At 71.5% G+C, this 12,513-nt stretch carries 19 protein-coding genes; 3 read left to right on the top strand and 16 right to left on the bottom strand.

Annotated features, from left to right (window positions below; all coding sequences use genetic code 11):
* Positions 1-45 precede the first annotated feature (45 nt).
* Positions 46-894 carry a histone gene (locus ABUL08_RS01465; RefSeq protein WP_350933815.1) on the bottom strand — a complete coding sequence of 283 codons (849 nt, stop codon included), beginning with the start codon at positions 892-894 and terminating at the stop codon, positions 46-48.
* A gap of 82 nt (positions 895-976) precedes the next feature.
* Positions 977-1,180 carry a hypothetical protein gene (locus ABUL08_RS01460; protein WP_350933814.1) on the bottom strand — a complete coding sequence of 68 codons (204 nt, stop codon included), beginning with the start codon at positions 1,178-1,180 and terminating at the stop codon, positions 977-979.
* A 135-nt stretch (positions 1,181-1,315) separates the two neighbouring features.
* Between ABUL08_RS01460 and ABUL08_RS01455 the strand changes: the two genes are divergently transcribed.
* A complete protein-coding gene (locus ABUL08_RS01455) occupies positions 1,316-1,771 on the top strand; it encodes a hypothetical protein (RefSeq protein WP_350933812.1) in 456 nt (151 codons plus the stop codon).
* Positions 1,772-1,777: 6 nt separating this feature from the next.
* Here ABUL08_RS01455 and ABUL08_RS01450 read toward each other — a convergent pair whose 3' ends face one another.
* Both ABUL08_RS01450 and ABUL08_RS01445 read right to left on the bottom strand, forming a co-directional pair.
* Positions 1,778-2,752, bottom strand: coding sequence for a hypothetical protein (locus ABUL08_RS01450; RefSeq protein ID WP_350933811.1), 975 nt, complete (start codon positions 2,750-2,752; stop codon positions 1,778-1,780).
* The gene (locus ABUL08_RS01445) at positions 2,746-3,078 is read right to left on the bottom strand and encodes a PadR family transcriptional regulator (RefSeq protein ID WP_350933810.1); all 333 of its coding nucleotides are present in this window, start codon (positions 3,076-3,078) and stop codon (positions 2,746-2,748) included. Before ABUL08_RS01445 ends, ABUL08_RS01450 begins: the two co-directional genes overlap by 7 nt.
* 225 nt (positions 3,079-3,303) lie before the next feature.
* On the opposite strand from ABUL08_RS01445, the gene ABUL08_RS01440 reads away from it, so the two are divergent.
* Complete coding sequence (locus ABUL08_RS01440) at positions 3,304-3,786, top strand: GNAT family N-acetyltransferase (RefSeq protein WP_350933809.1); 483 nt, start codon at positions 3,304-3,306, stop codon at positions 3,784-3,786.
* 110 nt (positions 3,787-3,896) lie between these two features.
* A complete protein-coding gene (locus ABUL08_RS01435) occupies positions 3,897-4,961 on the top strand; it encodes a DNA glycosylase AlkZ-like family protein (RefSeq protein ID WP_350933808.1) in 1,065 nt (354 codons plus the stop codon).
* A 148-nt stretch (positions 4,962-5,109) separates the two neighbouring features.
* Here the strand turns inward: ABUL08_RS01435 and ABUL08_RS01430 are convergent, their stop codons facing one another.
* The 12 genes from ABUL08_RS01430 to ABUL08_RS01375 form a co-directional block, all read right to left on the bottom strand.
* Positions 5,110-5,475 carry a hypothetical protein gene (locus ABUL08_RS01430; RefSeq protein ID WP_350933806.1) on the bottom strand — a complete coding sequence of 122 codons (366 nt, stop codon included), beginning with the start codon at positions 5,473-5,475 and terminating at the stop codon, positions 5,110-5,112.
* A 162-nt stretch (positions 5,476-5,637) separates the two neighbouring features.
* Positions 5,638-6,855 (bottom strand): tyrosine-type recombinase/integrase, encoded by a 1,218-nt coding sequence (locus tag ABUL08_RS01425; RefSeq protein ID WP_350933805.1) that lies wholly within the window; start codon positions 6,853-6,855, stop codon positions 5,638-5,640.
* A 2-nt stretch (positions 6,856-6,857) separates the two neighbouring features.
* Positions 6,858-7,052 (bottom strand): helix-turn-helix transcriptional regulator, encoded by a 195-nt coding sequence (locus tag ABUL08_RS01420; RefSeq protein WP_350933804.1) that lies wholly within the window; start codon positions 7,050-7,052, stop codon positions 6,858-6,860.
* 12 nt (positions 7,053-7,064) lie between these two features.
* The gene (locus ABUL08_RS01415) at positions 7,065-8,843 is read right to left on the bottom strand and encodes a replication initiator (RefSeq protein WP_350933803.1); all 1,779 of its coding nucleotides are present in this window, start codon (positions 8,841-8,843) and stop codon (positions 7,065-7,067) included.
* The gene (locus ABUL08_RS01410; protein ID WP_350933802.1) at positions 8,843-9,112 is read right to left on the bottom strand and encodes a hypothetical protein; all 270 of its coding nucleotides are present in this window, start codon (positions 9,110-9,112) and stop codon (positions 8,843-8,845) included. The genes ABUL08_RS01415 and ABUL08_RS01410 overlap by 1 nt, the downstream gene beginning before the upstream one ends.
* On the bottom strand, positions 9,109-9,954 hold the full coding sequence (locus tag ABUL08_RS01405) for a DUF2637 domain-containing protein (protein WP_350933800.1): 846 nt from the start codon (positions 9,952-9,954) through the stop codon (positions 9,109-9,111). Before ABUL08_RS01405 ends, ABUL08_RS01410 begins: the two co-directional genes overlap by 4 nt.
* Positions 9,941-10,237 carry a hypothetical protein gene (locus ABUL08_RS01400; RefSeq protein ID WP_350933799.1) on the bottom strand — a complete coding sequence of 99 codons (297 nt, stop codon included), beginning with the start codon at positions 10,235-10,237 and terminating at the stop codon, positions 9,941-9,943. Before ABUL08_RS01400 ends, ABUL08_RS01405 begins: the two co-directional genes overlap by 14 nt.
* Positions 10,234-10,569 carry an RRQRL motif-containing zinc-binding protein gene (locus ABUL08_RS01395; protein ID WP_350933798.1) on the bottom strand — a complete coding sequence of 112 codons (336 nt, stop codon included), beginning with the start codon at positions 10,567-10,569 and terminating at the stop codon, positions 10,234-10,236. The genes ABUL08_RS01400 and ABUL08_RS01395 overlap by 4 nt, the downstream gene beginning before the upstream one ends.
* A gap of 2 nt (positions 10,570-10,571) precedes the next feature.
* Positions 10,572-10,862 carry a hypothetical protein gene (locus ABUL08_RS01390; protein WP_350933797.1) on the bottom strand — a complete coding sequence of 97 codons (291 nt, stop codon included), beginning with the start codon at positions 10,860-10,862 and terminating at the stop codon, positions 10,572-10,574.
* Entirely contained in the window at positions 10,862-11,302 is a 441-nt protein-coding gene (locus ABUL08_RS01385; protein WP_350933796.1) for a DUF6197 family protein, read from the bottom strand. The genes ABUL08_RS01390 and ABUL08_RS01385 overlap by 1 nt, the downstream gene beginning before the upstream one ends.
* An 84-nt stretch (positions 11,303-11,386) precedes the next feature.
* Complete coding sequence (locus ABUL08_RS01380; RefSeq protein WP_350933794.1) at positions 11,387-11,596, bottom strand: hypothetical protein; 210 nt, start codon at positions 11,594-11,596, stop codon at positions 11,387-11,389.
* Complete coding sequence (locus ABUL08_RS01375) at positions 11,593-12,462, bottom strand: FtsK/SpoIIIE domain-containing protein (RefSeq protein ID WP_350933793.1); 870 nt, start codon at positions 12,460-12,462, stop codon at positions 11,593-11,595. Before ABUL08_RS01375 ends, ABUL08_RS01380 begins: the two co-directional genes overlap by 4 nt.
* Between the last annotated feature and the right edge of the window lie 51 nt (positions 12,463-12,513).

Genomic DNA, 12,513 nt, shown 5'->3' with positions numbered 1-12,513 from the left:
GCCACATCCGCTCACCGGCCCGGCGTACGACCGGTCAGCGTGCCCTCAGCCGGTGGCCTTGCGGGCGGTCGAGCGGGCGCTGCGCGGCGCGGTCGCCCGGGCGGCGGCGGTCCGGGCCGGCGCCTTGCGGGCGGTGACCTTCTTCGCGGCGGTGGTCTTGCGGGCCGGTGCCTTCGTCGCCGCCGCCGTACGGGTGGCGGTCGAGGAGGTGCCGGTCGCCTTCTTCGCCGGGGCCTTCGTCGCCGCCGTCTTGCGCGCGGTCGGGCGGGTCGACCCGGTGGTCTTCTTCGCGGGGGCCTTCTTCGCCGCGGTGGTCTTCTTGGCGGTCGCCGTGCCCGTCTTCTTCGCCGCCGCGCCCGTCCTGCTGACCGTGGCGGTGGTCTTCCGCGCGCTGGAGGTCACCTTGCGGGTCGCCGCGGTGGTCTTCGCGGGAGCCTTCTTCGCCGCCGTGGTCTTCGTGGCGGCCGTGGTCTTCTTCGCCGCGGTGGTCTTCTTGGCGGCCGTGGTCTTCTTGGCGGCGGTGGTCTTCTTGGCGGCGGTGGTCTTCTTGGCGGCGGTGGTCTTCTTCGCCGTGGTGGTCTTCTTCGCCGTGGTGGTCTTCTTGGCGGTGGTCCGGCTGGCCGGAGCCTTCTTGGCGGTGGTCTTCGTCGCCGGGGCCTGCTTCGCGGGCGCCTTGCGGGCCGCCGCGACGACCTTCTTCGCCGCCGCCTTCTTCGCGACGGCCTTCTTCGCCGGCACCCGTCCGGCGCCGGCACCCGAGGCGTTCGGCGACGCCTTGGTCACCGTGGCCGCCCGGCCCGTGCCCGCGCCCGTGGTCCGCTTCGTCGCGGCGGTCGTCTTCGCGGTCGTACGTTTGGCGGCCGGGCGGGTGGTGGCCTTCTGTGCTTCGGCCATCTCGGTTCCCTCCTTGGGGACATGCTCTCGCGTGCCTCCTCGCGGGGCACGGAGTACCTCGACGCGGGCCGTCCCGCGCCGTCTACCTGTCCTCCCCGGCCCAACGGGCGTCCTCGGCGTCCCACGCTTCGTTGCGCTCCTGCACCTGCTGCAGGGCGTTCTCCGCGTCGGCGGCTGAGGCGTACGGGCCGAGAACGTGCTTCGCAGGGCACACGTCGGCATCGGTCTCGACCCGGTGGTGTCGGGTGCACCAGTAGTAGTGCGCACCACTTCCGCTGTCGCTCATGGGATCACTGTGCACCGCGCAGCGTCCGGCCGCCACCGGATCACCGAAAGATGTCGTCGATGCTCTCCACATTAGACGTGCTCCGGCCGCCGGGAGGCGGAACGGGAAAAGACGGGGCAGCCGGGAGGCGGCCCGGTGACGGAGAATCCCCGGGTGCGTTACGGGGGAGGAACATCGGTACGGCGGCGCCGTGGACTGCTGGCCGGCGTCGCGGTCGGGGTGCTCGTCGTGGTGGGCGTGCTGGCCGGGGTGCCCGCGCTGCGGGACCGGTCCCAGCACCGGTTGGAACGGCAGGCCGACCGGGAGGTGACCGCGACGGCGCAGAAGGCCCGCGGCGCGCTGCTGGCCAGTCCGGCCGCTCCGGCGGCGGCCCTGCGGGACGTCGCCGAGGACGTGGACGGGGTCGACGTCCTGACCGTGGAGGCCGGGCCGCCGCCCGTCGGCGTACGGCTGGTCTTCCGGGTCCGGGTGGCGAAGACCGCCGCCTCCGTCTTCGGCTGGCAGCGGACGACGGCGGTCGGCTGCTTCGCGCAGGTCGTCCGGCCGGCCGCCACCCCGATCGTGCTGGAACGGGTGTCGTGCGCCGACTGAGCCGGGTCAGGCGGGCGCGGGCAGCGGGTCGGGAGCGTCGGCCAGGCACGGCGCCGCCGGCCGCGCCGCCCCGATCGCGTACGCCAACGCGTACGGCGTGCAGGCCAGATAGAGGAAGGGTTGCAGGTCGGTCAGGTCGGTGATCAGGAAGACCTCCGGCCCGGTCGGTCGGGGCAGCCCGAGCGACGAGTCGGTCCAGGTGGCGAGGAGCCAGAGCGGCGCGGAGATCCGATCGACGGTGTCGCCCTGCGCCACTCCGTCGATGACGGTCTCCGGTCCGGCCGGAATGTGCGCGACCACCAGAAGCACGACGGCGAGGTCGGCGACGACGAACGCGCCGAGCAGGCCCAGGCACCAGGCGGCCCGGGACCGGCCCCGGCCGGCGAGTGTCCCGGCGCACCAGAGCACCAGGGCCAGGCCGGGCAGCCAGACCACCAGCCCGGGCGCCACCCGGAGCAGGTGCTCGACGGTGCCGTGGGAGGCGTACTCGACGCCGACGGCGGTCACGGCGAGCGGCAGCACGACGCCGAGCGCGACGCGCAGCGGCCCGCGCAGGGCGGTGCGGCCGGCGGCCCGGCCCGTGATCCGGGCGAGCAGCAGCGCGAGGACGACCGTCACCGTGGTCAGCAGCGGCACCTGTGCGTCCATGGCCCATTCGGTCGAGCCGAGCAGCGGACCGGTCACCACGTTCATCACGACCGCCGCGACCAGCAGGACCGCCACCCCGGCCAGCGGCGCGACGAGCAGCGTGGCGGCCGTACGACGGGCCTGGCCCGGCACGCGCGGCCGGTCCACGAGCGGACCGGCGGTACGGCTGGCCGCGAGGCTCGCCGCGAACCGCAGCATCCGCAGCCGGTCCCCCCGGACGGCGAGGACGTGCAGCTCGGCGGCCCATTCGCGGCGCAGGTCGGCGCGGAGGGCGACGGGCCAGCGCCGCGCCGCCGTCCGCAGCAGCGCCTCGGCCAGCCACCGGGTCACCATGCGGGGGCACCCTTCGGTGCGACGCCACCCGGGGCGGGACGCCCGCCCGGGTCGAGGGCACGCAGCTCGGCCAGGGCCTGCCGGGCGTCGCGGACGCCCTGCGCGGTGAGCCGGTAGTAGCGCCGCGCCGGTCGGCCCACCGCCGTCGGCTCCACCTCTTCCCAGTCGGCGGTGAGCCAGCCGGCCTCCCGCAGCCGCTGCAGCACCGGATAGAGGGTGCCGCTGGGCAGGCCGGTGAGCTTCATCAGGTCGAGGCCGTACCGCTCGGAGTCGGGGTCGGCGAGCAGCGCGGAGAGCACTTTCGCCACCGGAACGGTCATCCGCATGCGGGAACTATATCGGAACTCTACATAGGGGCGCTGTCCCCGGTTTGACGTCTTCCCGGCGGGATGGCCACGTGACGCGCCCGTGGGTACTGTCCGGGTCATGCAGTGCTTCGCCGCCGGGCGCACCCGCTCCTGAGGGGCGGCTCGTTCTGAGCCGCGCGTTGCCCGACCTGCCGGTCAGGTCGGGCTGTTCGCCACACCCTCAGACGAAAGGCACTGCACACCATGGATCTACGTCCGTTCCGGCCAGCCGACCTGGCGCCCCTGCTCGAACTGACCATCGCCACCTTCGGGCCGTTCTTCGAGGACTCGTTCCGGTCGATCGTGGGCGACGCCATCATGACCAACCAGCACGGCACCTGGCGGGAGGACTACCGCGACATGTGGGTCGGGCTGCACGACCCGCGACAGAACAAGCACGTGGTGGTCGCCGAGAAGGGCGGTTCGCTCCTCGGATTCGCCGCCTGGCAGGTGCACCCGGAGAAGCGCAGCGGCGAGATCGACATCATCGGCGTGGCGGCGGATCAGCGCCGGCACCACGTCGGCACGGCGCTGTGCACCTACGCGTTCGAAGCGATGAAGCAGGCCGGGGCCGAGGTGGTGTCGATCGGCACGGGAGGCGACCGGTTCCACGACTCGGCCCGGGCGTTCTACGACAGCCTCGGCATGACCGCCATGCCCCTGGTCCGCTACTACCTGGCCCTCTGACGGGCGTACCGGTCGGCCGTCGTACGCGGCCGACCGGTGCCCCGGTCGCCAGCCGGTCGGACCGTCGCACCGGGCGGCGCGGTGTCGGTGGGCGGTACTAGCGTCGCGGCATGACGCACCACCGGCTGGACCGCGACGAGGCGCGGCGGATCGCTGTCCGCGCCCAACTGCTCGACGCCCACCGGCCCACGGACCTGGCGTCGGTCGTACACCGGTTGACGTTCCTCCAGCTCGACCCGACGGCCGCGGTGGCGCCCAGCGCCGACCTGGTCGCCTGGACCCGGCTGGGCGCGGCGTACCGACCGAGCCACCTGACCCGGGCGCTGGAGCACGACCGGGCGCTCTTCGAGCACCGGGCGATGGTGCGGCCGATGGCCGACCTCGGGCTGCACCTCGCCGAGATGGCGACGCTGCCGGAGCACGCCCGGCAGCGCGAGTGGCTGCGGGCCAACGACACCTTCCGCCGGTACGTGCTCGACCTGCTGCGTGACTCCGGTCCGCTGCTCTCCCGCGAGGTGGAGGACCGCAGCACCGTCCCCTGGCCGTCGACCGGGTGGACCAACAACCGCAACGTCACCCAGATGCTGGAACTGCTCGCCGCCCGGGGCGAGATCGCCATCTCCGGCCGGATCGGCCGGCAACGCCGATGGGACCTCGCCGAGCGGGTCTATCCGACCGGCACCCCGGTCGTCCCCGCCGAGGAAGCCCGTCGGCTACGGGACGAGCGATGGCTCCGGGCGATGGGCGTCGCCCGCGCCTCGGTGGTGGGCGACGCCGGGGAGCCGGCCGAGGTCGCCGGCACGACCGGCACCTGGCGGGTCGACCCCGAGGCCCTCGGCCGGCCGTTTGCCGGCCGGACCGCGCTGCTGTCCCCGTTCGACCGGCTGATCCACGACCGCAGGCGGGCCCTGGAGCTGTTCGACTTCGACTACAAGCTGGAGATGTACGTGCCGAAGGCGAACCGCCGCTGGGGCTACTTCGCGCTGCCGGTACTCCACCACGACCGGCTGATCGGCAAGGTGGACACCACGGCCGACCGGAAGGCGTCCGTGCTGCGGGTCGACGCGATCCACGGGGACGTGCCGTTCGACGCGGCGACCACGGCCGCCGTGCACGAGGAGCTGGCGGCGCTGGCGAACTGGCTCGACCTCTCCGACGTCCGCCTCGCCAGCTGATCGGCCGACGGACCATCGCGCATCCCGACGCCGGGCCGACGGACGAACCAGCGGTAGCGGTTGCCGTCCACAGCAATGGGACGACTGCCCCGCCTGTTCAGCGCCATCGCCCCCCAGCCCTACCTGCGCGTGTGCTGGGGCGTACACATCAGGGGGCGATTCCAGTGACAGGGGCCCAAAGCCAGACGCAGACCGCGACGACCGCCGCGACCGCCGTTCCGATCGCGATCACCATGGACGCCCGGCCACCCCGGACGCCGCGGTAGCACCACGCCGAAGCGGACGTGAGGCAGAGGGCGGGCACCAGCGCGGGCGGGAGAAGGACGGCAACTGCCAAGCCCGTCAGGTTCTCCGAACCGCCGGCAAAACGGGCGGACACTGCCATGAGGACAAGGGAACCGACAACCAGCCATGCCAACGCTGCGAGCGTCGCAGCGAAGACAAGCAGCGGACGCAGGAAAGACTCGGCGGGCCGGGTCTCCCGTGAGGGGCACCAGGCATCGGGATCGGCCATCGACTGATGCTGGCACGCGGGTGCCGAAACGGGCCAGGCAGATACCGGGTCGCAAGCTTGATCGAGGCTGCGACCTGGTGGGCGACGGACGAGTCGACCTGTACGCCGGATTCTAGTGGTCACATAGCCTCTGAGCTGGGCGGATACGACCACTCCCCCACGTCAGGCCGTCTCGGGGCCGTCGGCAGGGTCGGGCCGGAAGAGCCGGTCGATGGCGTTGCGGGTGCGTTCCTCGCTGGCCGGCATGAGGTGCGTGTACACCCGGAGGGTGAATCCGGGGTCGGAGTGGCCGAGGTAAGAGGCCAGGGCCTTGATGCTCTCCCCCGCATCGAGTAGCGCCGAGGCGTAGAAGTGCCGCAGCGCGTGCATGCCGGTCGACCTGGACGGCACGATGCCGGCCGCCGAGACGGCCGGTCGCCACGCTTTGGCGTCGAACCAGCAGCGGTTGATCGCCTTGCGCCAGGTAGTGGTCAGGATCAGGCCGGCGGTCACCTGCTCCGCACTGGCAGGGTTCTCCCACGGGAGGGTGAGGGTCAGCGGCGGGTGGTCCTTCATGTGCTGCCGCAATACATCGGCCACTGACGCCGGCAGCGGCACCCGCCGATCCCGGTTGTTCTTGGGCAGGCCGAAGACGAGCCGGTGGCGGACGAGCTTGACCTGACGTTGGATGTGCAGCCAGCCGGCGTCGAGGTCGGTGTCATCGACGGCCAGGCCGAAGACCTCACCCTGTCGCATGCCGCAGCCGGCCCCGAGGTCGACGACGGCCCGGTACCGCTCGGGAAGACCAGCCCGGATAGCGGCGATATCGTCGGGCTTCCACGGCACCACGCGCCGCTCGACCGGACGCGGTTGGGTGACCGACCGGGCGGCACACGGGTTCTTCGGGATGCGTTCGTCGTCGACGGCCGCACCGAGGATGGTGCGCAGATGGGCGAAGAGCACGGAGCGGGTCGATGGAGCGAGCTTGCCGACCAGGGCCGCGTCCCACTCGCGAATGTGGCCCGGCTTGATGGCGGCCAGCTGGCGATTGCCGAAGGACGGGAGTAGATGCCGACGTACCCGAATCTCGGTGGTCTCTCGGGTCGACTCGTCGAAGCTCCGAGTGCGGAGCCAGCTTTCGGCGTACTCGGCGAAGGTGATCCGGCCTGCGGCCGGGTCGACGTACGCGCCGCGCAGCTTGTCCGACTCGACCGAGACGAGGAAGGCTTCCGCGTCCCGCTTGCCCCGATCGGGGAAGGACTGGCTCCGCTCCCTTCCGTCCGGGCCGATGTAGCGCACCCGGTAGCGCTTGCCGATGCCGTGCCGGTCGGTCTTCTCCCGCTTGGTCCTTCCGTCCGGGGCGGTGACGGTCCGGTACCACCGATCCTCGATGTGGCCCATGCTCAGGCCACCCGACTTCTCACCCAGGCGCGGACCTCTACCGGGTCGTAGCGCAGGTGCCGACCGATGCGGGCAGCCGGCGGCCCGTACTTCACCTTGCGCCAGCGGTAGAGGGTTTCCACCGGCACTCGCAGGAAGGCGGCAACGTCTTCGACGGACCAGAGTTCGTCGACGAGCTCTCGCGCAGTCACGGTCATCCTTTCGTGTCATCAGGCGGCGGCCGAGACGGTGCCGGCCGGGGTGGTGCCGAGTTCGTGGGCGAGTTCTTCGCGGCCGGTGGCGTGTCGCTCGCGGGCGAGGGCTGCGGCGGTGTTGGCGAGCAGGGCGTCACCGGTGGTGTGCCAGCCGACGCCGGCGAAGGTGAGGGTGCCGACGATGAGGGTGGTGTCGTCGAGGTGGTCGACGGCGTGGATGGGTTCGCCGGCGCCCTGGTCGTGGTCCTCGCTGCGGCGGTAGGTGACGCGGGTGTCGCGCAGGAGTTGGAAGGTCACCGAGTAGCGGCGGGCTTTGGTGAGAAAGTGGCCGCCGAAGCCGAGCATGTGCGCCCAGCGCCGCAGTCGGGTGTACGGGTTGGCGTCGGCCGGTTTCGCCGGTTGGGCGTCAAGGGTGGCTTGACGGTGGTCGACGCAGACGGGGCAGGCGGCGTAGCGGGTGTGGGTGCCGCAGTCGGGGCACTCCCACGGCTGGACGAAGCCGGGCGTGGGCCGGTGGTCCCGGGGTCGCTGGGACAGCGGGACGGGTGTTTGCGTGGGTCGGCCGAGTCGCCAGCAGGCGTCGATGAGGCGGGCGGTGTGGTCGCCGTCGGGGTCGGCGTAGTCGCCGATGGTGTCGGCGGTGAGCCTGACGGAGCGGTGGCCGGTTACCTCGGTGCTCTTGGTGGCGTACTTGGCAAGGTAGCCGGCGACCATGCTGTCGGTGACCTCACCACGGCCGGTCAGCGAGATCGGGCGGATCTCGGCTTGGTCGCCCCAGGCGATGGGCCAGCCCTGCGGTCGGTCTGGGTGGCCGGGGGTTGTGAATGTGACCTGTGCGGCGGCGTGAAGCGCGTCGATGAGGTCGGCGGTGGTGAAGCCGGCGGGCGGTGGGACGACGGCGGTCGGGTCGGTGGGGTCGACGCCGTCGAGGCGCACCAGGGCGTGGAAGTGCACGGCTCCGCGTGCTTGGAACTCGGCGGCTTTGCCGTGGGAGAGCCGGACCGGCGAGACGGTGCGGGTCTTGCCGGAGGGGGTGACGACCGGGACGCGGGGGATGCCGCGGCTGCGGGCGAGTTTGGCGAGGTGGCGTTCCGCGGCTTGCTTGGTGCGGTGCCACAGCTCGCCCGAGAAGAGGTTCCAGACGACCTGGTGGTCGTGGTCGTAGCAGTCCAGGCACAGCGGTTGCCCGAGCGCTGTGTCGTCGGGTTCGTGTCTGGCCCAGCAGACGGCGGGTCGGCCGTGCTCGCACTGGCCGGTGTCGCGGCGGGCGTGGCAGGGGTCGGGCCGGCAGTCGCAGCGTCGGCGGTCGGCGCAGGTGTGCCGCTTGATCACCCGGGCGTGAACAGGCCCGAACGAGGGGGCGGTGAAGGTGGGGAACACCGCCGGGTGCCGGGACACGGTCTCGGGGACGCCCTTGCCGCCGACGAGGCCGGCGCGCAGGAGTTGATAGGCGTCGCGTTGGTAGGTGCGGGCGCAGGCGGGGCAGACGGTGGCGCGGCGGTTGCCGCACGCCTTGTAGATCGCGGCGTCGGGCATGGCGTCGGTGTGCCGCTGGTCGAGGATGCGGCCGGTGCCGGGTTCGACGGTGAGGAGCTGCCCAGCGAGGCGGATGGGTCGGGTGCAGCCGGCGGCGGCGCGGACGTGGTCGAGCCAGCCGAAGTAGTCGGGCTGGGTGGCCCGGTGGAACGCGGAGCCGGCGGCGGTGTAGCCATAGACGGGGGCGGTGGTGTCGGCGTTCGAGCCCACACCCCGGGCCACGAGGGTCCGGGGTGTGAGGTCCAGCGTCGAAACCATCAGGCGGACACCTCGTCGAGGTGCCGGGTGATGATGGAGTGCTGCGTGACGATGGTCCGGCAGGCTCCGCACTGGCGGGCGGCCGGTTCGTGCCGGTGGCACGCGATGGTGGTGGTCACCTGGCCGCAGCGGATGGTGACCGGGGTCCGGCAGGGTCCGCCGGGGATGACGTGGATGACGGTGCGTCGGGTGTCGTAGGGGTGGGGCTCGTCCGGGTAGGCCGGGCAGGTGTGGGTGATGTGTTCGATGTCGACGACGTGGATGGTCATCGGGCACCACCAGCGACGGGGGTGCCGTTGACGGCGGTGGTGTGGCCGCCGAGGGTGTGCAGCAGTTCCCGGGCGATGTCCGGGTTGACCGACAGCAGCCCGGCCAGCTCGTCGATGGTGATGGGTCGGCCGGTGCTCTGTTCGTGGCGGCCGATGACGAAGCGTGCGGTGGGGACGAGGTGCGCGGGCACCTCGGGTCGGGTGATCGGCACCGGGTTGACGGGTGCCTCGATGACAGCCGGCGGAGTGTCGACGGCCGGCCTCACGGCCGGCGGGGTGTCGGCAGCGGGCGGCTCGTCGACAAGCTGGGCGACGCCAGCGGTGTCGGTGGGTTCGGTGGTCGGCTCGTTTTTGGCCGCCAGGTCGCGGGCGGCGGTGAGTAGTGCGGCGGCTTCGGCTTCGATGGCGGCGAAGTCGGGTCGGATGCGTCCGGCAACGAGTTCGACGCCAATGACGAGGACGACGACCAGGGCGAAGACCAGGCGCAGGCCGAGGCTGCCCGGGGAGGCGAAGTTGATGGTGGCCGACAGCAGCGCGGCGGCGGCAAAGACGACCAGGGCTCCGCGCTTGGCATCCTTCGCAATGCCGGAGGTGCGGACGACGGTCAGCATCGACACCATCGCGGCGTCGAAGATCAGCGGCACCAGGTAGGCGAAGTAGCCGGCGTTTTGGGTCCACAGGTAGTGGGCCTGGTGCAGGTAGCTGGTCGCCAACGCGCCGAGCAGAACGAAGCGGTTGTACCGCTTGATCGAGCCGATTGCCCTGAGCATGGTGGGCACCGCGTTGCGGGCGTACTCGGCGGCGAACTGTTCGGTGACGGTGTGCGCGTCAGTGGTGGGCATGGGGAGTCACCTCCGGGGCCGGGAGGGTGTCAAGCGGGATGAGGTCGACCACGCCCGAGCAGTGGGCGCACATGATCGGAGCCAGGCCCTGAGCGGCGAACTGCTGGCGGAAGCAGGGCAGGCAGGTGAAGTCCGCCGGGAACAGTCCCTTGCCCTCACAGAGGATGCAGGCCCGGAGGCAGACGGGGCAGGGCTTGTAGACAGGGCCGAGGATGTCGTGGATGCCGGCGGGCGAGCTGCCCTCCATGCACCACAGGCACGGGTCGGACAGGTGGAAGCTCATCGGGTGCCTCCGTGGCAGTCGAAGCAGCAGCCGTAGCGGCGGGGGATGTAGTAGGGCTTCACCACGTCGCAGACGCGGCAGGTACGCCGAGCCCGAAGGGCCTTGGCGATGGCGGCCCGCTGGGCGGGGGTGGCGACCCGCTTGGGGGCGGCCAGGTCGAGGCGGTAGAGGTAGGCGACGCGCTTGCCGCGCCGCCACACGATCTGGGCGACCGGGTCATGTCCTCCGGGTCGGAGGCCGGCGGCGCGCAGTTGACGGCGGGTTGCCAGCCCGTCGGGTGCCATGCGGTAGGGGAAGGTGTCGAACCCGGTCGGGTCGTAGGTGATGGTCATGACTAGCCTCCCCAGCGCTGCTGGGCAGCCTGCTTGGAGATGCCGAGCCGGGCACCGATCTCGGCCCAGGAGTAGCCGAACTGGCGTAGGCCGATGACGGCGTCGCCGATCGCGTCGTCGATGGACGAAGAGAGGGCGACCAGGTCGCGAAGGGCTTCCACATCACCGGCGGCGACGCGGCGGCCGTGGGCGCGAATGATCCGGCGGGCGAAGGCGGCGAACTCGTCGTTCTCGACGACCTCACGCCGCTTCTGTCGAGGGGTGTGCGTCAAGGACGCCTTGACGGTGAACATCAGTTCTCGCCTCCGTCGGTGTGGAGGCGGTCCCACTCGTCAGCCGCGCCTTCGAGGGCGGCAATGACCTGCTCGGCCGTGCGGCCGGGAGCGTCGTTCCACGAGTAGGGCAGGTAGTCGTCGTCCTCGTCGAAGACGAAGCCGGCGCTGTCGGTGCCGAAGATCGGCGTATCGGTGTCGAGGTAGTCGATGAACACGCGGACGGCGAAGAGGTAGTCGACCAGGGCGTCAGGGTCGAGCTGGGCGAAGCGCTCGATGCGCTGGCCAGTGCAGGCGACGCCGATGGCTCCGACGGCGCAGGCCGGCGGAGTCGGGGTGTCGACAGGGGCGTAGTAGGTGCCCTGGTGCCAGCCGTGCCGGCGCAGGTAGAGGGCAGCCATCCGGAGCAGGTCAGCAGGCGTGACCTGGACTTCGGTGGGTGGGTTTTGGGTAGCCTTCATGGCAGCCACGTCCTTTCGGGGCTGTTGGTGGAGGTCGGCAGGACCAGCACTGCTGCCAGGCGAGACCTGGTCCTGTCGGCCGATTCAGGTGGTGCGCAGCCGCAGGTAGCGGCGGTGGCGGGTGTCGTCGCCTCCCATGGGCTGGGGCGGGCCGACGTAGACGAGTCGGCCGCTGGTGGAGGCGACCTGAACCATGGCGGCGATCTCCGCCGGTTGGGCGACGATCCAGATTTCGGCGTACTGCGCGGCCCGCTGTTGGTTGGCGCGGGCGTAGGCGCGCTCTCGGGTAGTCATGCCGCCATCTCCCATTCGGTGGTGTCGCCAGCCGGGGTGCTGGTGCCGGTGGGGCGGCGGGTCCAGGCGGCGTAGTCGGCGATGTTGTAGATGTCGGTGTCGCTGAGGTAGGCGGCCTTGATGCGGCGGGGAACGCCGCCCTCGGCGAGGAGGTAGGCAGCGCCCTGGTTGGTGGGCAAGATGTCGGAGGCGGTGTAGCCCTGCTCGGCCCAGCCCTGGCCGAGGATGATGTTCGAGCTGTTCAGCGAGGTGCAGCGGAACGCGGCCCGGTAGCCGAACAGGTCCCGCAGGCTGGCGGGGATGATGTCCCACGACGGCCGCTGGGTGGCGGCGACGACGGGCATGCCGCAGGCGCGGCCGAGGGAGACGAGCCCGCGCAGCAGGCTGGAGAACTCTTCCTGCTGGGGCTTGGTGCCCAGCACGGTGGAGAACATGGCGAGTTCGTCGATGATGGTGACGATGACCGACATACCGTCGCCGGGGGCGAGCTTGCGGCGCCGGTTGGCGAGAAGCCAGGTGTAGCGGTTGGTGGCCACGACCAGGAGGCGACGCAGCACCTCGATGCCCTGGTCGATGTCGGGGCCGATGAACGCGTCGGCCAGGTCGCGCCAGGGGCCGAGTTCGACGAGTTTGGCGTCGAAGAGGACGAGGCGGGTGTTGTCGCACAGGACACCGTGGCCGCAGATGTTGTTGACCAGGCCGGACTTGCCGCCGCCCGGCTCACCGGCGATCAGGATGTTGCGGTAGATGACATCCAGGTAGACGGGCTGGCCGAACTCGTCGATGCCGATGAAGATCGGGTCGAACATCGACAGGCCAGGACCCACCGGCACCCCGGCAGCGGGGGCGGGAACCGTGGTGGACATGACTGCCCTCCTTTGGGCGAGTAGTGGGCGCGAGAAGCCACACGAACGAGC

The organism is Micromonospora sp. CCTCC AA 2012012 (assembly GCF_040499845.1).
Taxonomy (GTDB): Bacteria; Actinomycetota; Actinomycetes; order Mycobacteriales; family Micromonosporaceae; genus Micromonospora; species Micromonospora mangrovi.
This window is presented reverse-complemented; position numbering and strand designations above follow the sequence as displayed.

What these genes read in the sequence shown, in the direction of transcription:
- ABUL08_RS01465 (WP_350933815.1), bottom strand. Translation starts at nt 894, where the DNA reads ATGGCCGAAGCACAGAAGGCCACCACCCGCCCGGCCGCCAAACGTACG.
- ABUL08_RS01460 (WP_350933814.1), bottom strand. Translation starts at nt 1,180, where the DNA reads ATGAGCGACAGCGGAAGTGGTGCGCACTACTACTGGTGCACCCGACAC.
- ABUL08_RS01450 (WP_350933811.1), bottom strand. Translation starts at nt 2,752, where the DNA reads ATGGTGACCCGGTGGCTGGCCGAGGCGCTGCTGCGGACGGCGGCGCGG.
- ABUL08_RS01445 (WP_350933810.1), bottom strand. Translation starts at nt 3,078, where the DNA reads ATGCGGATGACCGTTCCGGTGGCGAAAGTGCTCTCCGCGCTGCTCGCC.
- ABUL08_RS01440 (WP_350933809.1), top strand. Translation starts at nt 3,304, where the DNA reads ATGGATCTACGTCCGTTCCGGCCAGCCGACCTGGCGCCCCTGCTCGAA.
- ABUL08_RS01435 (WP_350933808.1), top strand. Translation starts at nt 3,897, where the DNA reads ATGACGCACCACCGGCTGGACCGCGACGAGGCGCGGCGGATCGCTGTC.
- ABUL08_RS01430 (WP_350933806.1), bottom strand. Translation starts at nt 5,475, where the DNA reads ATGGCCGATCCCGATGCCTGGTGCCCCTCACGGGAGACCCGGCCCGCC.
- ABUL08_RS01425 (WP_350933805.1), bottom strand. Translation starts at nt 6,855, where the DNA reads ATGGGCCACATCGAGGATCGGTGGTACCGGACCGTCACCGCCCCGGAC.
- ABUL08_RS01420 (WP_350933804.1), bottom strand. Translation starts at nt 7,052, where the DNA reads ATGACCGTGACTGCGCGAGAGCTCGTCGACGAACTCTGGTCCGTCGAA.
- ABUL08_RS01415 (WP_350933803.1), bottom strand. Translation starts at nt 8,843, where the DNA reads ATGGTTTCGACGCTGGACCTCACACCCCGGACCCTCGTGGCCCGGGGT.
- ABUL08_RS01410 (WP_350933802.1), bottom strand. Translation starts at nt 9,112, where the DNA reads ATGACCATCCACGTCGTCGACATCGAACACATCACCCACACCTGCCCG.
- ABUL08_RS01405 (WP_350933800.1), bottom strand. Translation starts at nt 9,954, where the DNA reads ATGCCCACCACTGACGCGCACACCGTCACCGAACAGTTCGCCGCCGAG.
- ABUL08_RS01400 (WP_350933799.1), bottom strand. Translation starts at nt 10,237, where the DNA reads ATGAGCTTCCACCTGTCCGACCCGTGCCTGTGGTGCATGGAGGGCAGC.
- ABUL08_RS01395 (WP_350933798.1), bottom strand. Translation starts at nt 10,569, where the DNA reads ATGACCATCACCTACGACCCGACCGGGTTCGACACCTTCCCCTACCGC.
- ABUL08_RS01390 (WP_350933797.1), bottom strand. Translation starts at nt 10,862, where the DNA reads ATGTTCACCGTCAAGGCGTCCTTGACGCACACCCCTCGACAGAAGCGG.
- ABUL08_RS01385 (WP_350933796.1), bottom strand. Translation starts at nt 11,302, where the DNA reads ATGAAGGCTACCCAAAACCCACCCACCGAAGTCCAGGTCACGCCTGCT.
- ABUL08_RS01380 (WP_350933794.1), bottom strand. Translation starts at nt 11,596, where the DNA reads ATGACTACCCGAGAGCGCGCCTACGCCCGCGCCAACCAACAGCGGGCC.
- ABUL08_RS01375 (WP_350933793.1), bottom strand. Translation starts at nt 12,462, where the DNA reads ATGTCCACCACGGTTCCCGCCCCCGCTGCCGGGGTGCCGGTGGGTCCT.